We start from the raw sequence: 17374 nt of genomic DNA, 5'->3' as shown, positions 1-17374 counted from the left end.
GACCGGGTCAGTGCAGCACCTTGAGGCCCACCACGCCGGAGACGATCAGCAGCAGGCAGCCGATCCGGGCCGCGGTCACCGCGTCCCCCAGGACCGCCATGCCGTACAGCGCGGTGCCCACCGCGCCGATGCCCACCCACACCGCGTAGCCGGTGCCGATCGGGATGGAGCGCATCGCGTACGCCAGGCCGCCCATCGAGAGCGCCAGCGCCACGCCGAACACCACGGTCGGGACGAGGCGGGAGAAACCCCTGGAGGCCTCCAGGGCCACCGCCCACACGGTCTCCAGGACACCGGAAACGATCAGAACGAGCCAGGCCATGACGGTCGTACCTCCGCAGTCGGCAGCGGCCGGGTTGCCGCTGTCACTGCGCCGTCTTGTCGTCACCGGGTACGACGCGCTCGTCCGGGGCGGCCACGAGGGACCACCTGCCCCCGACCGTAGCACACCCCACCGGAAATCCCGCCACACGGAATTTACAAAAGGATATTGACGTTCCGCCGGGTGCCGGGCCAAACTGAATTCACCAACACGGCGAACGACGACAGGAGTCGGACATGGACAGGAAGACGGCGGCCCGCGCGCCCCGTACCTGCGCCCCCGCTCCCCTGTGTTGTCGCGCCTGTCGCTGCTGCCGCTGCGCCTGAGGCGCCCCCGCAGTCCAGCCTGTCACCAGTTCCGCCCCCATGGCCGTGTGCCCGAGTGGTTGAGGGAACCGCCTGCAAAGCGGTGTACACGGGTTCGATTCCCGTCATGGCCTCCGAAAGCGAATTGCCGGTCGGCGCGAAAAGCGCCGCCCGGCAATTCGTCATGCATTTGCCGGGGAATTCGGCGGACCCTCCCGCCGAATTCCCCGGCCGGTGCTCAGCCGGTGACGGCGTCCTCCGGGCGGATCGGCAGCCGGCCCACCGGCAGACCGGTGGCGGCGCGGACCGCCGCGGCCACCGCCGCCGGCGCGGTCACCGCCGGCACCGCGCTGACCGCCTTGGCCCCGAACGGAGCCACCACGTCGCGTTCCTCCAGCAGGGCGGCCACCCGGATCTCCGGGGTGTCCAGCGCGGTCGGCAGCCGGTAGCCGGTGAGCGAGGGGTTGGCCAGCAGGCCGCCCTCGGTGCGAAGGTCCTCCAGCAGCGCCAGGCCGACGCCCTGGGCGACCCCGGCCTCGATCCGGTCCTCGATCTGCCGCGGGTTCAGCGCCCGGCCGACCTCCTGGGCGACCGTCACCTCGACCACCCGCACGGCGCCCAGCTCGATGTCCACGTCCACCACCGCGCGCATCGCGCAGAACGCGATGGAGACGAAGGCGTCGCCCTGCCCCGCCTCGTCCAGCGGCTCGGTCGGGTGCGGGCGGCACTGCGCGGTCGCCCACAGCTCCTTGCCCTCCAGCGCCTCGGCCACCGGCATGCCGAGCACCCCGTCGTACGAGGTGATCTTGCCGTCGGCGATCTGCAGCAGCTCCGCCGACATCCCGAAGTTGGCCGCGATCGGCTGGAGCAGCTGGTGGCGGACCATCAGCGCGGCCCGCTCGATCGCGCCGCCGGAGACCCAGGTGTGCCGGCCCCGGGCGGACGGACCGGCCACCGACTGGTCGCTGTCGGCCGGGGCGATGTACACCTCGCTGACGCCCAGGACGCTCTGCACGATCTGCCGGGCCAGCGTGGCGAAGCCCTGGCCGGCGTCGACCGCGGCGCAGATCACCGTGGCGTGGTCGCCGCTGACCCGCACCGTCGCGGTGGCGACCTCGTCCTCGCCCTCGGCGCCCAGCATGTGCACCATGCCCAGCGCGTAGCCGATGCCGCGCCGCACCGCGCCCGGGTCACCGGCGCCGCCGGGCCCGCCCGGCAGCAGCCACTCGGCGTCCGGGTCGTCCACCGGCAGGGCCGGCAGCGGCTCCCCGGCGACGGCCTCCAGCAGCGCGCTCACCGGGGCCGGACAGGTGACGGCCTGTCCGGTGGGCAGCGGGTCGCCGGTCGCCATCACGTTGCGGCGGCGGATCTCCACCGGGTCGACGCCGACCCGGGCGGCCAGCTGGTCCAGCTGAGACTCGTAGGCGAAGCACGCCTGCAGCGCGCCCTCGCCGCGCATCCGGCCGGCCGGCGGGTTGTTGGTGCGCACCGCCCAGGCGTCCACGAAGACGTTGGGGCAGTTGTACGGGCCGACCGAGAAGGCGGTGGCGGCGGCCAGCGCCTCGGCCGAGACGTCCGCGTAGGCGCCGCCGTCCAGCAGGATCTGCGCCTCGACCTTCACCAGCCGGCCCTCGGCGTCCGCGTGGTGACGGTAGCGCAGCAGCGCGGGGTGCCGCGAGGCGTGGGTGTGGAAGGACTCCTCGCGGGTGAGCGTCATCTTCACCGGGCGCCCGGTGCGCAGCGCCAGCAGCGCCAGGGTGACCTGGAAGGAGGGGTCCTCGCGGTCGGCGGTGGCCCCGGGCACACCGGTGACCACCAGCCGGACCCGGTCCGGCTCCAGGCCCAGGCAGGCGGCGGTGCGGTCGCGGTCCCCGTGCGGGTCGGTGGAGGACAGGTGCAGCTCGACCCCGCCGTCCGGGCGCGGCACGGCCAGGCCCGCCTCCGCGCCGAGCGGCGCCGGGTCCTGCCGACCCACCTGGTACAGGCCCTCGACGACGACCTCGCCGGCCGCCTCCGGGTCGCCGGTGCGCAGCGGCAGGTGGCGGAAGAGGTTGCCGTCCGGGTGCAGCGGCGGGGCGGTGAAGGACTGCTCGGGGTCGGTGACGGCGTCCAGCGCCTCGTAGTCGACGGTGATCAGGCCGACCGCCAGCCGGGCGGTGTCGGGGTGGTCGGCGGCGACCGCGGCCACCGGCTCGCCGTGGTGGCGGACCACGCCGGCGGCGAGGACCGGCCGGTCGGCGACGATCGGTCCGGACGGCGCGCCGTCCGGCAGGCCGTCCGGGCCGGCCGGCAGGTCGGCGGCGGTGACCACGGCGTGCACGCCGGGCAGGGCCAGCGCGGCCGAGGTGTCGATGCCGCGGATCCGCGCGTGCGGGTGCGGCGAGCGCAGCACCGCGCCCCACAGCAGGCCCTCGGCCCACAGGTCGGCGGCGTACGGGTAGATGCCGAGCGCCTTGGGCAGGGCGTCGCTGCGCAGCGGGGAGCTGCCCAGCCCGAACGGCTCCGTCGTGCCGCCCGCGTCGCCGTCCTGCTGGAGTGCTGCGCCGATGTCGGTAGGCGACGTCATGATGCGTGGTCGTCCTCGGGGAGCCGGATGCCGTGGGCGGGGGTGGCGCCGTACGGGACACCGGCGGGGGCGGTGCCCCCGGCCGGGACGCCGTGCGGGGGCGTGGGGACGTACGGCGTGCCGTGCGCGGGGGTGCCGCCGTCGTGGCCGGACTGCTGCGGGTAGCCGGCGGTGCCGTAGCCCGGGAGCGGGGTGCCGGCGGCCGGGGTCTCGTACACCGGGCCGTCGTACCCCGCGCCGTCGTAGGCCGGCGCGGGGGCGTAGCCGTTCTGCTGCGGGTAGCCGGCCGCGTCGGGGTACCCGGCGGCCGCGGGCGGGTAGGTGCCGTGCGCCGGGGTGGTCTCCGGGTACGGCTGCCCGCCGGGGTGGCCCTGGACCGGGTGGAAGCCGGTGGAGCCGTCGGCCGGCTGGGCCGGGACGTCCCGGATCGGGGCCAGCACGGTGGTGTCGTACACGCCGCTGTCGTAGCCGCCCGCGCCGTCGGGGGCGCCGTACGGCGCGGCGGGCGGCTGCGGGACGTGCTCGGTCCAGGCGTCGCCGTCGGTGTACACCGGCAGGTCGGCGGCGGTGTCGTTCACCGGGTCCACGGGGTCCGCGACGGGCGCGGGCGCGGGTTCGGTCACCGGCTCGCTCACCGGCGCCGGGGCCGCCTCCGGGGCGGGTGCAGACGCGGCCTTGGCGGTCTCCTCGGCGGCGGCCGCCTCGTCCGCCGCCCCGGCCTGTGCCGCGCGCGCGTCGGCGACGCTCTGCACGGCGGCCAGCGCGCCCCGGTAGCCGGTGCACCGGCAGAGGTTGCCGCACAGCGCCTGCCGCGCCTCGACCTCGGTGGGCCGGTGGTTGCGCTGGAGCAGGTCGTGCACGGCCATCGCCAGGCCGGGCACGCAGTAACCGCACTGCACCGCGCCGGACTCGGCCAGCGCCTGCTGGACGTCGCTGGCGCCGCCGCCGGCCGACAGGCCCTCGACGGTGTTGATCTCGCTGTCCTGCGCCAGCGCGGCGGGGACCAGGCAGCCGGCCACCAGCTGTCCGTCGACCTGCACCGAGCAGGCCCCGCACTCGCCCTGCTCGCAGCCGTCCTTGGCACCGGCCAGGCCGAGCCGCTCGCGCAGCACGTAGAGCAGGCTCTCGCCGATCCAGGCGTCGGTGACGGGCCGTTCGAAGCCGTTGACCCGCAGGCTGTACGAGGTGGTCGGCCGCAGCTCGCGGCTGACCTGCGGCGCGTGGTCGTGCGCGTGGTCGAGCAGCCCCGCGTCGAGGGCCTCGATGGGGTGGTCTGTGGTCACTTGAGCGCCCTTCCCAGTGCCCGGCGGGCCAGCACGGCTACGGTACGCCGCAAGCGGACGGCAGCCGCGCTCGGCCCCTCGGTGACGGCCTCCCAGGCGCCCTCCGCGCCGTAGCCGTCGGGGACGCAGGCGGCGGCCACGTACTCGCCGAAGGCCGCGGTCGCGGCGGGGTCGATCTCCCGCGAACCGTCCCAGTCGATGCAGCCGGCCACCCAGGCCTCGGCCTCCAGGGGCCGCAGCGGCACCGGGGCGACGGCGCCGACGGCGCAGCGCACGGCGCGCCGGGCGGGGTCGAGGACGAGGGCGACGGAGGCGGTGGCGCGGGCCGGGCCGCTGCGGCCGGTGGCCTTGAGGAAGACCTGCGGGGCGTGCAGCAGCGGGACGCGCACCCAGGTGAGCAGTTCGCCGGGGCGCAGCGGGTCGAGGCCGGTGAGCAGGTGGCTGACCGGGACCTCGCGGGTGGCGCCGGCCCGGGCGAGGGTGACGCTGGCCTCCAGGGCGGCGAGCACCGGGAGGGTGTCGCCGGCCGGGGCGGCGGTGGCGATGTTGCCGCCGAGGGTGCCGACGTTGCGCACCTGCGGGGGTCCGGCGGTGCGGGCGGCGTCGGCGAGCGCCGGGATGAGCGCGGCGAAGTCGGGGCGGTCCATCCGGGCGTGGGTGAGCCCGGCGCCGAGGACGGCGGTGCCGCCGTCCTCGTAGCGCCAGCCGCGCAGTTCGGTGATCCGGCCGAGGCCGACCAGGGCGGCGGGGCGCAGGCGTCCGGCGTTGACCGCCTCCATCAGGTCGGTGGCGCCGGCCACCGGTACCGCGGCCGGGTGAGCGGCCAGCGCTTCGACGGCCTCGTCGAGGGAGGCCGGCAGCATGATCGTCCGGTTCACCTGGGTCCCACCGTGCTCCACTTGCTCATCGATCGCCTGCCGCCCGCGGCCCTGGACGGGGTGTCCGCTCCGGCAGCCCGGCCTGGCCCGTAGGGTACGGGCGATCGGGCCGGGTTGGGCAACTCTGGCACACAATGCTCGATGATCATTTCGGGACGGGCGAACGGTACTGCCCGATTGGGACCGATACCGGGCGGTATCCGACCCGGTCCGTGATGGACCGGGTCGGATGTTCATCTGTTCTTGACGTCCGGCGCCCGCTCGGAAGTTCCCGTACGCGGTGTCAGACGACCGGCGGCAGCCCCTCGATCGGGCGGCCCTGCACGCCGGGCCAGGTCTGCCACGGGTGCGGACCGGCGGCCGGGCGGTACTCGACGCCGAGCGCGTCCAGCACCTCCAGGTGTCCGGCCATCCGCCGCTCGAAGCCGGCGAAGTCGCGCGCGGCCGGGTCGGCGGGCAGCGCCGACCAGGCGACCTCGGCGAAGGCCGCGAGCCGCGGGAAGGCCCGGTAGTCGACGTCCCGGGCGCTGTCCATGAACTCGCTCCACAGGTTGGCCTGGGTGCCGATCACCCGGCGGGCCGCGGCCTCGTCGAGCTGGGCCGGCACCGGCTCGAACCGGTACACGTCCTCCAGGGTGCGCACGAAGCCGACCGGGATCGGCTCGTCCTCGCCCGGCGCCTGCCGGTGGTCCAGGTAGACGTGCTGCTCCGGGCACATCACCACGTCGTGCCCGGCCTGCGCGGCGGCGATCCCGCCGCCGTAGCCGCGCCAGGAGGACACCGCGGCGCCGGGCGCCAGGCCGCCCTCCAGGATCTCGTCCCAGCCGATCAGCCGGCGGCCGCGCTCGGCGAGCCAGCGGTCGAAGTGCCGGATGATGTGGCTCTGCAGCTCGTCCTCGTTGGACAGGCCCAGCTCGCGGATCCGCGCCTGCGCGGCGGCGCTGTCCTTCCACTGCTCCTTGGGGCACTCGTCGCCGCCGAGGTGGATGAACTCGGACGGGAAGAGCTCCAGGACCTCCTCCAGCACCCCCTCGAAGAACCGCAGGGTCGCCTCGGACGGGTTGAGCACGTTGTGGCTGACGCCCCAGTCGGTCCACACGCCGAGCCCCGCGGTGTCCACCACGTCGGTGTTGCCCAGCTCGGGGTAGGCGGCCACGGCGGCCTGGGTGTGACCCGGCAGGTCGATCTCGGGCACCACCGTGACGCCCCGCTCGGCCGCGTAGGCGACGATCTCGCGCAGGTCGGCCTGGGTGTAGAAGCCGCCGTGCGGGCGGTCGTCGCGGCGCTGGCCGGCCCGGTAGCCGACCATCGAGCGCTCGCGCCAGGAGGCCTTCTCGGTGAGCGCCGGGTAGCGCTTGATCTCCACCCGCCAGCCCTGGTCGTCGGTCAGGTGCAGGTGCAGCACGTTGAGCTTGTGCGCGGACAGCTGGTCGACGAAGCGCAGCACGTCGGACTTGGGCAGGAAGTGCCGGGCGACGTCCAGCAGCGCGCCGCGCCAGCCGAACCGGGGGGCGTCCTCGATGTCCACGCCGGGCAGCACCCACTCCGAGCGCAGCGGGGCCCGCCGGTAGGCGTCCGGACCGAGCAGCCGGCGCAGCGTCTGGGCGCCCCACAGGGCGCCGGCCGGACCGCCGGCGGTGATCACGGCGTGGCCGGGGCGCACCGAGAGCCGGTACGCCTCGCCGGCCAGCGTGCCGTCGTGGACCAGTTCGACACCCTCGCCGGGCCGCCCGGGGGCGAGCGGGAGGCCGGTGGCGGCGGTCAGCGAGGAGCGCAGCCACCGTTCGGCCCCGGCCAGCTCCGGCGGCGCGGTCAGGGTGGTGGTCCGGTCGAGCGGAAAGTCCCGGTCCGGGAGGCGGACGGAACTCACGGGGGCGGGAATGAGGTCCATTGCGCCATCCTGCCCCCGGCCCGGAGAACTGGCATAGACCACCCCGGAATCGCGGTGCTATGCAAAACGGCGGTGCGCGGAACGCGGGCGGCCTACTTGCCCTTGTCGTCGCCGCCCTGCGGCTTGCCGATGCCGTCGTAGATCTCCTTGCACATCGGGCAGACCGGGTACTTCTTCGGGTCGCGCCCGGGCACCCACACCTTGCCGCAGAGCGCCACCACCGGGGATCCGGAGAGGGCGCTCTCCATGATCTTGTCCTTCTGGACGTAGTGCGCGAAGCGCTCGTGGTCGCCGTCCCCGTGGGACACCTGCGGGACGGGCTCGACCAGGGTGCCGGTGCCGAGGCCGCGCTCGGGCTCAAGAGTGCTCATGGGTGCCAAGTCTATGGGCGCCCCGCGAAACCGGGCCAGTACGGCGGCGCGCCATGTCCCGGCCGCCCGCCCCGGCGTCCCTCAGTTGAGCGTCGGATCGTCCGGGTAGCTCGCCAGCAGGGCCATCGGGCCGCGCTGGCGGCGCAGCACCGCCCGCCAGAGCCGCTCCGGCTCGGGACTGGAGATGTCCCCCGGCTCGCAGTCCACCAGGTACCAGGCGCCGCTGGAGATCTCCGACTCCAGCTGCCCGGGCGACCAGCCCGCGTACCCCGCGAAGATCCGCAGCGCGCCGAGCTCGCCGGCCAGCACCTCGGGCGGCGCCTCCAGGTCCACCAGGCCGATCGCCCCGTGCACCCGGCGCCAGCCGAGCGGCTCCCCGGTGCCCGGCTCCCCCGGCGCCACCGCCAGGCCGAGCGCCGAGTCCAGCGCCACCGGCCCGCCCTGGAACACCACCGCCGGGCGGCCGACCAGGACGCCCCAGCCGTCCAGCACGCTGCCGACCTCGACCGGGGTCGGCCGGTTCAGCACCACGCCGAGCGCCCCCTCGGCGTCGTGGTCGAGGAGGAGCACCACCGCCCGGGCGAAGTTCGGGTCGGTGAGCACGGGCGTCGCGACGAGCAGTCGGCCGGTGTGGGACCGGCCTGCGTGCGAATGGGCCGCCGTCATGTCCACATGATCCCGCAGAACCCCCGGCGGCGGACACCCGAGAACCGGCGGGGCGGCGCGCCCGGGGGCCGGTCGGATCCCGTTCGTCCGCGGACCGGACGCGCCCGGGGCCGGGCACCGGCCGCGAACACCCGTACGGACGCACCGGCGCGCGCCGCGGGCCCCGGGGAGAGCACCATCACGGGAGAGGCTCACGGGAACCATCGGCACGACCACTACCATCTACTGGTGGTGGACGCCCGTCCACGGTGCCGATTCGGTCACGCCGGGGGCCCGACGCGCCCGTGCAACCGTTCCACCGCATGGCTCGTCGCCGAGCCCCACCCACTCCTCTGGCACCCCGGATTGCGAGAACGATGACCGACGACGTCCTGCTGGTCCACGGCGGAAACCCGCTCGAAGGCGAGATCCGCGTCCGCGGTGCGAAGAACCTGGTGCCCAAGGCCATGGTCGCCGCGCTGCTCGGCCAGGGTCCCAGCAGACTGCGCAACGTCCCGGACATCCGCGACGTCAAGGTGGTCCGCGGGCTGCTCCAGCTGCACGGCGTGACCGTGCGCACCGGCGACGAGGAGGGCGAGCTGATCCTCGACCCCTCGCACGTGGAGAGCGCCAACGTCGCCGACATCGACGCGCACGCCGGCTCCTCGCGCATCCCGATCCTCTTCTGCGGCCCGCTGCTGCACCGCCTCGGCCACGCCTTCATCCCGGGCCTGGGCGGCTGCGACATCGGCGGCCGTCCGGTCGACTTCCACTTCGAGGTGCTGCGCCAGTTCGGCGCCACCATCGAGAAGCACCCGCAGGGCACCTACCTGGTCGCCCAGCAGCGGCTGCGCGGCACCAGGATCGAGCTGCCCTACCCCTCGGTCGGCGCGACCGAGCAGGTGCTGCTCACCGCGGTGCTCGCCGAGGGCGTCACCGAGCTGCGCAACGCCGCCATCGAGCCGGAGATCGTCGACCTCATCTGCGTGCTGCAGAAGATGGGCGCGATCATCTCGATGGGCACCGACCGCACCATCCTGATCACCGGTGTGGACGAGCTGAACGGCTACAACCACCGCGCGCTGCCGGACCGGCTGGAGTCGGCCTCCTGGGCCTGCGCGGCGCTGGCCACCAAGGGCGACATCTACGTGCGCGGCGCCCGCCAGCTGGAGATGATGACCTTCCTCAACACCTTCCGGAAGGTCGGCGGCGCCTTCGAGGTGGACGACGAGGGCATCCGGTTCTGGCACCCGGGCGGGGAGCTCAAGGCGATCGCCCTGGAGACCGACGTGCACCCCGGCTTCCAGACCGACTGGCAGCAGCCGCTGGTGGTCGCGCTGACCCAGGCGACCGGCCTGTCCATCGTGCACGAGACGGTGTACGAGTCGCGTCTGGGCTTCACCGGCGCGCTCAACCAGATGGGCGCGCACATCCAGCTCTACCGCGAGTGCCTGGGCGCCACCCCCTGCCGCTTCGGCGCCCGCAACTTCCTGCACTCCGCGGTGGTCTCCGGCCCGTCCAAGCTGATCGGCTCCGAGCTGGTCATCCCGGACCTGCGCGGCGGCTTCTCGTACCTGATCGCGGCGCTGGCGGCCGAGGGCACCTCGACCGTGCACGGCATCGACCTGATCAACCGCGGTTACGAGAACTTCATGGACAAGCTGCGCGACCTCGGCGCCCACGTCGAGCTGCCGAGCGAGCAGGCCAGCGAGGAGCTGGTCGGCGCCTGACCGGCGCCCCGGCGCCCCCGGCGCGACGACGAGAGGCCGGGCCCCCGCGACGGGGGCCCGGCCTCTCGGGCGTTCAAGGGGTGGTTCAGGCGCCCTTGGCGGCTTCCTTCAGCTTGGAGCCGGCGCTGACCTTGGCGCTGTAGCCCTCGGGGATCTGGATCGGCTCGCCGGTCTGCGGGTTGCGGGCGGTGCGAGCGGCACGGTGGGTGCGCTCGAAGGTCAGGAAACCGGGGATGGTGACCTTCTCGTCGCCCTTGGCGACGACCTCGCCGACGATCTCGGCGAAGGCGGCCAGAACGGCGTCGGCGTCCTTGCGGGTCACCTCGGCGCGCTCGGACAGCGCGGCCACCAGCTCACTGCGGTTCATGTGTACTCCTGTGGTCTGTTCGCTTGCGGTGTGCGGGGGCCCATCGGTGCTCCCACCGGGGGCACCCGGATGGGCCGCAGGTCCGCACACTGTGCTCATGCAGGCAATGCGTGGTCGCGAGCCGGGTCCGCACCCAGTGCCGCGCGCCGTGCCCTCGAAGGCCCGCCTGCCTGCCCGGATACGAATCCTGCCCCGACCGGCCCCGAGAATGCCAATCGAGCCCCGGCGCCACCACCCGAACAGTGCCCGCCCGCCGGAGGTGTGACGCTCCGTCGGCTCCGGCGGACCGGGCGCGGGCGGCGGTCGGGACGACGCGCCGGAGGACCGGGGGGACGTTCCGTACTTGTCGGACACGCCTGACCCGTGCAGGGCTACCGTACGCCCTAGGTCCGACAAGCCCAAACACGCCCCTCGCCCTTGTGTCGCAAGGGTTCGGGGCGGGAACGGGCGGGTACGACCGCTAATCGGACATTTGACCGATCCGCGACACATCGCGGCCGGCCGCCGCGGAGGCGTGACGCCGGGCCCGGCGCAGGGGCCCGGCGTCAGAGCTTCACGGCGGGGAAGGAGGCGGTGTCGAGGGTGCCGACGATGCCCGGGGTCGGACGGGACGGCGCGGGCGCCTCCGAGGCGGCGGCCAGGGCGGCCTCCCGGACGGCGGCGGCGACGGTCTTGGCGACGTCCTTGTGGAACACGCTGGGGATGATGTAGTTCGGGTTGCGCTCGTCGTCGCCGACGGTGGCGGCCAGCGCACGCGCGGCGGCGATCATCATCTCGGTGTTGACGGTGCGGCTCTGGGCGTCCAGCAGGCCGCGGAAGACGCCGGGGAAGACCAGCACGTTGTTGATCTGGTTGGGGAAGTCGCTGCGGCCGGTGGCGACCACCGCGGCGGTCTGCCGGGCCACCGCCGGGTCGACCTCCGGGTCCGGGTTGGCCAGCGCGAAGACGATGGCGTCCTCGGCCATGGTGGCCAGGTCGTCGCCGTCCAGCACGTTCGGGGCGGAGACGCCGATGAAGACGTCGGCGCCGGCCACGGCCTCCTTGAGGCTGCCGGTGCGGCCCGAGCGGTTGGTGTGCTCGGCGATCCAGCGCAGGCTGTCGTTGAGGTCCTCGCGGCCCTCGTGGACGACGCCCTTCACGTCCGCGACGGTGGCGTGCTCGACGCCGGCCGCCATCAGCAGCTTGAGGATCGCGGTGCCGGCGGCGCCGGCGCCCGACATCACCACCCGGATGTCGGCGATCTCCTTGCCGACCACCTTGAGCGCGTTCATCAGCGCCGCCAGCACCACGATCGCGGTGCCGTGCTGGTCGTCGTGGAAGACCGGGATGTCCAGGGCCTCGCGCAGCCGGGCCTCGATCTCGAAGCAGCGCGGCGCGGAGATGTCCTCCAGGTTGATGCCGGCGAAGCCCGGGGCGATCGCCTTGACGATGGCCACGATCTCGTCGGTGTCCTGGGTGTCCAGGCAGATCGGCCAGGCGTCGATCCCGGCGAAGCGCTTGAACAGGGCCGCCTTGCCCTCCATGACCGGCAGCGCGGCGGCCGGGCCGATGTTGCCCAGGCCCAGCACGGCGGAGCCGTCGGTGACCACGGCGACGCTGTTGCGCTTGATGGTGAGGCGGCGGGCGTCCTCGGGGTTCTCGGCGATCGCCATGCAGACCCGGGCGACACCCGGGGTGTAGATCATCGAGAGGTCGTCACGGTTGCGGATCGGCAGCTTCGAGGACATCTCGATCTTGCCGCCGAGGTGCATCAGGAACGTACGGTCCGAGACCTTGCCGATGGTGACGCCGTCGATCGCCCGGAGCTTCTCGACGATCTCCTCGCCGTGCGCCACCGAGGAGGCGGCCACCGTCACGTCGATCCGCAGCGCCTCCAGGCCGGAGGCGGTCACGTCGAGGCCGGTCACCGAGCCCCCGGAGGACTCCACCGCCGTGGTGATCGCACTGACGGCGTTGCCTCTGGCCGGCACCTCCAGCCGCACCGTGATCGAGTTCGAGACACTGGGCACCGTCGCCATCGACGTTCCTTCTTCCGTCCGTCCGTCCGCGAGTTCAACAGCTTGTTGAAGACCTCGCTTGCGCATGCTAGCTCTCGATGGTCGCACCAATCCGGGCGTAGTCAGAAATATCGTTCATTGAGTGTGCGGACCCGACAACTTCTTGCCTCCGCCGCCCGATGCGTTACATTGGACGGGACACCGGCTCGATCCAAGCCCCCGGGCCCAACCTTCGTCCCTTCGAGGGACCACTTGCCGCGAGGCGAGCATGGCGGGTCGGTGTCGTAGCTTCTGAAGGCCCCTCACCCTCCGGGTGGGGGGCCTTCGCCGTGGTCGCACCGGGTGACGGCGTACGGCCGGCCCCGGGCGGGGCCGGCCGTACGGACCGTCAGCGGCGCGCTCGGTCGCGCAGCAGCGCGGGGACCCCGGCCGCGTCCGGCAGGTCGTCCGGTCCGGACAGCACGGTCAGCCGCTGGGTCGCCCGGGTGAGTGCCACGTACAGCACCCGCAGGCCCGCCTCGGACTCCCCGGCGATCCCGGTCGGGTCGGCGACCACGGTCGCGTCGTACTCCAGGCCCTTGGCCTCCAGGCTGCCCAGCGCCACCACGCGCCCGCCCAGCCCCTCGGCCCAGCCCGCCGCCTCGGCCCGCCGGTCCATCGGCACCACCACGGCCACCGTGCCGTCCACCTCGCCCAGCAGCCGCTCCAGCTCGGCCCGGGCGGCCGCGCCGAAGGCCTCCGGCGAAGGGTCGGTGACGGCCGCGAAGCGCGGCTCGACGCCGACGTGCCGCACCGCGCTCGGCGACGGCGTGCCCGGCGCGGCCAGCGCCAGCACCTTGGCCGCCACCTCGGCGATCTCGGCCGGGTTGCGGTAGTTCACGGTCAGCGTGAAGCGGCGCCGGGGCTTGCCGGACAGCACCTCGTCCAGGGCGGCCTGCGCCTCCCCGGGGAACGGCCAGGAGGACTGCGCCGGGTCGCCGACGATGGTCCAGGTGGCCGTCCGGGAGCGGCGGCCGATCATCCGCCACTGCATCGGGGTGAGGTCCTGCGCCTCGTCGACGATCACGTGCGCGTACTCGACGCGCTCGACGGGCACCCTCTCCCGCTGCCGGGCGGAGCGGTCGGCGAAGGTGGTGACCTCGTCCAGGCCGCTCAGCAGGTCCACCGCGTCCACCTCGCGGACCTTCGGGCGGGCCGGCTCGCCGAGCAGTACCTGCAGCTCGTCCACCAGCGCCACGTCGTGCGCCGAGAGCGCGCCCTCGCCGCGGCCCGACAGGTGCCGCCAGGACCCCGCCAGCAGCTTCGCCTCCTCCGGGGTCACCGCGCGCCGGGCGATCCGGTTGGTGTGCCGGGACTGCTTCAGCGTGCCCAGCACCCGGCGCGGGGTGACCGCGGGCCACCAGGCGTCCAGGAAGTCCAGGAACGGCGCCTCGTCGGAGACGTACTCGTCGAAGGACTCCTTCTCCTCCTGGCGCTGCTCACGGGCGTAGTGGTCGGCGGGCCGGGGCAGGTGGCGGGTGGCCTCCTGCCAGAGCGCGTCCAGCAGCAGCCGGCGGGCGCGCGGGCGCAGCAGGTTGAGCGGGGTGCCGCCGGAGCCGATGACGTTGCCGCGCACCGCCTTGAGCCGGCCCGCGTCCAGCTTCAGCACCTCACCGCGGGCGACCACCTTCAGCTCCTGCGGGGCGCCCAGCTCCAGCGCCGCCCGGGCGGCCCGGCGCAGCAGCTGGACCATCCGGGCCGAGCCCTTGATCCGGGCCACCTCGGGCGTGTCGTAGGTGCCGGCCTCGATGCCGTCGACCAGCGAGCCGACCGCGCGGATGGCGACCTGGCCCTCCTCGCCGAGCGAGGGCAGCACGCCCTCGGTGTAGGAGACCAGCAGCGGGGTCGGCGAGACCACCAGGATGCCCCCGGCGTACCGGCGGCGGTCCTGGTAGAGCAGGAAGGCCGCCCGGTGCAGCGCGACGGCGGTCTTGCCCGTGCCGGGGCCGCCGGTGACGAGGGTGGCGCCGGCCGCGGCGGCGCGGATCACCTCGTCCTGCTCCTTCTGGATGGAGGAGACGATGTCGCGCATCGAGTGGCTGCGGGCGCGGCCGAGCGAGGCCATCAGCGCGCCGTCGCCGACCACCGCGAGTTCCTCGCCGTCCAGGGTGGGGGCGAGGTCGGGACGCAGCAGGTCGTCCTCGACGCCGATCACCTTGCGGCCCTTGGAGCGGATCACCCGGCGGCGGATGACCCGGCCGGGCTCCAGCGGGGTGGAGCGGTAGAACGGCGCCGCGGCGGGCGCCCGCCAGTCGATCACCAGTGGGCCGTACTCCGCGTCCAGCACCCCGAGCCGGCCGATGTGCAGGGTCTCGGCGACTTCCGGGTCGGCCGGGTCGAGCGGGGTGTCGGAGGGGATGCCGTGCTCCTCCGGCGCGTCGGCCCGCTGGAGGTCGATGCGGCCGAACAGGAAGTCCTCGAACTCGTTGTTGAGCCGCTGGAGATGGGCGCCGGCCCGGTACACCTGGGCGTCGCGCTCGGCGAGTGCGCCGGGGGTGCCGACGTGCACCCGCTTGGCGGCGTCCTCCAGGATGTACTCGGCCTCGGCGAGCTTCTCCTCCAGGCGGTGGTAGACCGTGTCGAGGTGACGCTGCTCACCGGCGATCTCGCGCTCGCGCACGGTCTCGTGGTCGGTGGCGGTGGTGTCCGTGGTGCTGGTGTCCGTGTTGCTCTGCATGGCCTCGGTGGTTGCGGCGGAATCCGGCTCCGGGAAACGAGCGGACGGACGATCCTACGCCCCGGCCGGGGGAAACGTGAAGGCCGCCCTCCGCAACGCGGTGGACGGCCTTCACTGTGAACATGGGGTGGTGGAGATGCCGGGAATCGAACCCGGGTCCAGTGGAGTTAATTCAGGGCTTCTCCGAGCGCAGTCCGCTGTGCTTTTCTCGGCCCTGGCGGTCACGCGGACAAGCCGCCAACAGGCCCAGCTGCTGTTTGATTTCCCATCCACCCCCGCAGCCCGGGCGGACGGTTGAGTTCCCTAGATTATGCCAGGGTCCGGGTCGGGAACCCCCCGGTCTGACACCCAAGCGCTATCGGTGCTTATTAGGCAGCGAGAGCGAACTGCTGGGAATCGCGCTTAGAGTTGGCGATTATTTTTTTGCGACACGTGGTTAACGAGATCATTGCCGCGTTCCTCGGCTCGCTTCCCCTGTTTCAACATCCCCTGTCGAAACCGATCATCCCCATGTTTTGTTGAGAAACAGCGCGGACGGCGGGCCGTCCGTGGTGCTGGGCCCCATGGTACGCGAGGCGACCAGCGAGGGCCAGCCGATTAACGCTGGCGCCGCCGGGCGGCCGCCACCGCGCGCGCCGCCTCACGGGTGTCCTGCTTCTCGCGCAGGGTCTGCCGCTTGTCGTAGAGCTTCTTGCCGACCGCGAGCGCCAGTTCGAGCTTCACCCGGCCGTCCTTGAAGTACAGCGAGAGCGGGACGAGGGTGTGGCCGGCGTCCCGGACCTTCGTCTCGATCTTGCGGATCTCCAGCTTGTGCAGCAGCAGCTTACGCTTGCGCCGCGCCGCGTGGTTGGTCCACGTCCCCTGGGTGTACTCGGGGATGAAGACGTTGTCGATCCACGCCTCGTGGTTCTGGATGTAGGCGTAGCCGTCGACCAGGTTGGCCCGCCCCTCGCGCAGTGACTTCACCTCCGTGCCGGTGAGCACGAGACCGCACTCGTAGGTGTCGAGGATGGTGTACTCGTGTCGCGCCTTCTTGTTCTGCGCGATCAGCTTGTGTCCGGTTTCCTTTGCCATAGCGCGGTCATTCTCGCACCTCCACCCGGTGCCGAGCAGCCCCTTTACGCGCGGCTGCCGAGACCGGCCAGCACCCGCAGGGCGAGCGCGGCGGCGTCCTCGGAGGCGTCCGCCGGGACGTCCGGGGCCAGTCCGGTGCCCTCCGGGGAGCGGCCGGCCGGGGTGTAGTAGCGGCCGACGGTCAGCTCCAGCACCGCGCCGTCGGCGAGCCGGCTGGGCTGCTGGACGGTGCCCTTGCCGAAGGTGCGCCCGCCCACCACCACGGCCCGGCCGCGGTCCTGCAGGGCGCCGGTGAGCAGTTCGGCGGCGCTCATCGTGCCGCCGTCGACCAGCACCACCAGCGGGGTGCGCTGGTCGCCGCCGGGCGGGGCGGTCAGCTCCCGGGTGCCGCCGCGGTCCTGGTACGAGCCGACCGGGCCGCCGTCCAGGAAGACCCCGGCGGTGCCGGCGGCCTCGTCGACCAGTCCGCCGGAGTTGCCGCGCAGGTCGAGCACCACGCCGGCCCGCGCGGCGCGCGCGGCGGCGCGCACCTGCTCGGCCACGCCGGAGGTGAAGGCCCGCACGGCGATCCGCACCGCCCCGCCGGCCAGGTGCTCGACGGTCACCTGCTGGCTGTCCAGCAGTGCCCGGCGCAGCCGGACCTCGCGGTCCTCGCCCTCCTCCCGCCGCACGGTCAGGACGACCTCCGAACCGGGCTGCCGCTCGGCGCCCTCGCGTCCGCGCAGCCGGGCGACCACCTCGGTGACCGGAAGCCGGTCCGCCTCGTCCTCCCCGATCCGCAGCAGCCGGTCGCCGACCGCGATGCCGGCGGCGGCGGCCGGGCCGGCGGGCTGCACCTGGGAGACGGTGGTGACGCCGTCCTCGCCGCGGCCCACGGACAGGCCCACCCCGAGGTAGCGGCCGTCCAGGCCCTGGCTGAACTCGGCGTACTCCTGGGCGCTGTAGTACGCGCCCCAGCGGTCGCCGGTCGCGCCGATCAGGTGCTCGGCCTGCTGCTCGGAGAGGTCGGCGCCGGCCGGGTCCTGGCCGGCGCCGATGGTCGCGGCCGCGGGCCGGGCGGTGTCGGCCGACGGCGGGCGCGGCGTCGTGCCGGACTCGCCCCAGGCGCCGGTGGCGGCCCCGGCCAGCAGGACCGCACCGAACACCAGGCTGAGGGTGGCCACCTGACGCGCCGCGCGGGGAGTGACTGGCATGGACCGGAGTCTAGGGCGTGTCCGGGACACCGCGGC

At 73.8% G+C, this 17374-nt stretch carries 12 protein-coding genes, 1 tRNA gene, 1 other RNA gene, 1 pseudogene and 1 riboswitch; of the genes and pseudogenes, 2 read left to right on the top strand and 13 right to left on the bottom strand.

Annotation, left to right across the window (positions count from 1 at the left end):
* Window positions 1-7 precede the first annotated feature (7 nt).
* Window positions 8-322 carry a DMT family transporter gene (locus tag ABT238_RS16570; protein ID WP_350564115.1) on the bottom strand — a complete coding sequence of 105 codons (315 nt, stop codon included), beginning with the start codon at window positions 320-322 and terminating at the stop codon, window positions 8-10.
* 45 nt (window positions 323-367) lie between these two features.
* Window positions 368-433: riboswitch (guanidine-III (ykkC-III) riboswitch) on the bottom strand.
* A gap of 256 nt (window positions 434-689) precedes the next feature.
* Between ABT238_RS16570 and ABT238_RS16565 the strand changes: the two genes are divergently transcribed.
* Window positions 690-761 (top strand) — tRNA-Cys (locus tag ABT238_RS16565).
* 104 nt (window positions 762-865) lie between these two features.
* Here the strand turns inward: ABT238_RS16565 and ABT238_RS16560 are convergent.
* The 6 genes and pseudogenes from ABT238_RS16560 to ABT238_RS16535 all read right to left on the bottom strand — a co-directional run bounded on the left by ABT238_RS16560 (window position 866) and on the right by ABT238_RS16535 (window position 8282).
* The gene (locus ABT238_RS16560) at window positions 866-3193 is read right to left on the bottom strand and encodes a xanthine dehydrogenase family protein molybdopterin-binding subunit (protein ID WP_350760713.1); all 2328 of its coding nucleotides are present in this window, start codon (window positions 3191-3193) and stop codon (window positions 866-868) included.
* A gap of 736 nt (window positions 3194-3929) precedes the next feature.
* Window positions 3930-4386 (bottom strand): annotated as a pseudogene (locus ABT238_RS16555) ((2Fe-2S)-binding protein); the annotation flags it as partial.
* Between the two features lie 86 nt (window positions 4387-4472).
* Complete coding sequence (locus ABT238_RS16550) at window positions 4473-5339, bottom strand: FAD binding domain-containing protein (RefSeq protein ID WP_350545037.1); 867 nt, start codon at window positions 5337-5339, stop codon at window positions 4473-4475.
* 298 nt (window positions 5340-5637) lie between these two features.
* The gene (locus ABT238_RS16545; RefSeq protein ID WP_350760705.1) at window positions 5638-7245 is read right to left on the bottom strand and encodes a beta-N-acetylhexosaminidase; all 1608 of its coding nucleotides are present in this window, start codon (window positions 7243-7245) and stop codon (window positions 5638-5640) included.
* Between the two features lie 92 nt (window positions 7246-7337).
* Window positions 7338-7616 carry a DUF3039 domain-containing protein gene (locus ABT238_RS16540; protein ID WP_344325167.1) on the bottom strand — a complete coding sequence of 93 codons (279 nt, stop codon included), beginning with the start codon at window positions 7614-7616 and terminating at the stop codon, window positions 7338-7340.
* 81 nt (window positions 7617-7697) lie between these two features.
* On the bottom strand, window positions 7698-8282 hold the full coding sequence (locus ABT238_RS16535) for a YqgE/AlgH family protein (protein WP_350564111.1): 585 nt from the start codon (window positions 8280-8282) through the stop codon (window positions 7698-7700).
* Between the two features lie 356 nt (window positions 8283-8638).
* On the opposite strand from ABT238_RS16535, the gene murA reads away from it, so the two are divergent.
* Window positions 8639-9991, top strand: coding sequence for a UDP-N-acetylglucosamine 1-carboxyvinyltransferase (gene murA, locus ABT238_RS16530; RefSeq protein WP_350564110.1), 1353 nt, complete (start codon window positions 8639-8641; stop codon window positions 9989-9991).
* An 85-nt stretch (window positions 9992-10076) separates the two neighbouring features.
* Here murA and ABT238_RS16525 read toward each other — a convergent pair whose 3' ends face one another.
* The 6 genes from ABT238_RS16525 to ABT238_RS16500 form a co-directional block, all read right to left on the bottom strand.
* Window positions 10077-10358, bottom strand: a complete 282-nt coding sequence (locus ABT238_RS16525; RefSeq protein ID WP_030308200.1) for an HU family DNA-binding protein — start codon at window positions 10356-10358, stop codon at window positions 10077-10079.
* 545 nt (window positions 10359-10903) lie between these two features.
* Window positions 10904-12376, bottom strand: a complete 1473-nt coding sequence (locus tag ABT238_RS16520) for an NAD-dependent malic enzyme (RefSeq protein WP_350564108.1) — start codon at window positions 12374-12376, stop codon at window positions 10904-10906.
* 367 nt (window positions 12377-12743) lie between these two features.
* Window positions 12744-15071: a HelD family protein gene (locus ABT238_RS16515; protein ID WP_350564106.1), complete on the bottom strand. Its 2328-nt coding sequence runs from the start codon at window positions 15069-15071 to the stop codon at window positions 12744-12746.
* A gap of 128 nt (window positions 15072-15199) precedes the next feature.
* Window positions 15200-15581: a transfer-messenger RNA gene (gene ssrA, locus ABT238_RS16510) on the bottom strand.
* Between the two features lie 87 nt (window positions 15582-15668).
* Window positions 15669-16145, bottom strand: a complete 477-nt coding sequence (gene smpB / locus ABT238_RS16505) for an SsrA-binding protein SmpB (protein ID WP_350564104.1) — start codon at window positions 16143-16145, stop codon at window positions 15669-15671.
* A gap of 44 nt (window positions 16146-16189) precedes the next feature.
* On the bottom strand, window positions 16190-17338 hold the full coding sequence (locus ABT238_RS16500) for a S41 family peptidase (protein WP_350564103.1): 1149 nt from the start codon (window positions 17336-17338) through the stop codon (window positions 16190-16192).
* Window positions 17339-17374 lie beyond the last annotated feature (36 nt).

Origin of the sequence: Kitasatospora sp. NPDC001527, assembly GCF_040298605.1 — a bacterium.
GTDB lineage: Bacteria > Actinomycetota > Actinomycetes > Streptomycetales > Streptomycetaceae > Kitasatospora.
This window is presented reverse-complemented; position numbering and strand designations above follow the sequence as displayed.

What these genes read in the sequence shown, in the direction of transcription:
- ABT238_RS16570 (WP_350564115.1), bottom strand. Translation starts at nt 322, where the DNA reads ATGGCCTGGCTCGTTCTGATCGTTTCCGGTGTCCTGGAGACCGTGTGG.
- ABT238_RS16560 (WP_350760713.1), bottom strand. Translation starts at nt 3,193, where the DNA reads ATGACGTCGCCTACCGACATCGGCGCAGCACTCCAGCAGGACGGCGAC.
- ABT238_RS16550 (WP_350545037.1), bottom strand. Translation starts at nt 5,339, where the DNA reads ATGCTGCCGGCCTCCCTCGACGAGGCCGTCGAAGCGCTGGCCGCTCAC.
- ABT238_RS16545 (WP_350760705.1), bottom strand. Translation starts at nt 7,245, where the DNA reads ATGGACCTCATTCCCGCCCCCGTGAGTTCCGTCCGCCTCCCGGACCGG.
- ABT238_RS16540 (WP_344325167.1), bottom strand. Translation starts at nt 7,616, where the DNA reads ATGAGCACTCTTGAGCCCGAGCGCGGCCTCGGCACCGGCACCCTGGTC.
- ABT238_RS16535 (WP_350564111.1), bottom strand. Translation starts at nt 8,282, where the DNA reads ATGACGGCGGCCCATTCGCACGCAGGCCGGTCCCACACCGGCCGACTG.
- murA (WP_350564110.1), top strand. Translation starts at nt 8,639, where the DNA reads ATGACCGACGACGTCCTGCTGGTCCACGGCGGAAACCCGCTCGAAGGC.
- ABT238_RS16525 (WP_030308200.1), bottom strand. Translation starts at nt 10,358, where the DNA reads ATGAACCGCAGTGAGCTGGTGGCCGCGCTGTCCGAGCGCGCCGAGGTG.
- ABT238_RS16520 (WP_350564108.1), bottom strand. Translation starts at nt 12,376, where the DNA reads ATGGCGACGGTGCCCAGTGTCTCGAACTCGATCACGGTGCGGCTGGAG.
- ABT238_RS16515 (WP_350564106.1), bottom strand. Translation starts at nt 15,071, where the DNA reads ATGCAGAGCAACACGGACACCAGCACCACGGACACCACCGCCACCGAC.
- smpB (WP_350564104.1), bottom strand. Translation starts at nt 16,145, where the DNA reads ATGGCAAAGGAAACCGGACACAAGCTGATCGCGCAGAACAAGAAGGCG.
- ABT238_RS16500 (WP_350564103.1), bottom strand. Translation starts at nt 17,338, where the DNA reads ATGCCAGTCACTCCCCGCGCGGCGCGTCAGGTGGCCACCCTCAGCCTG.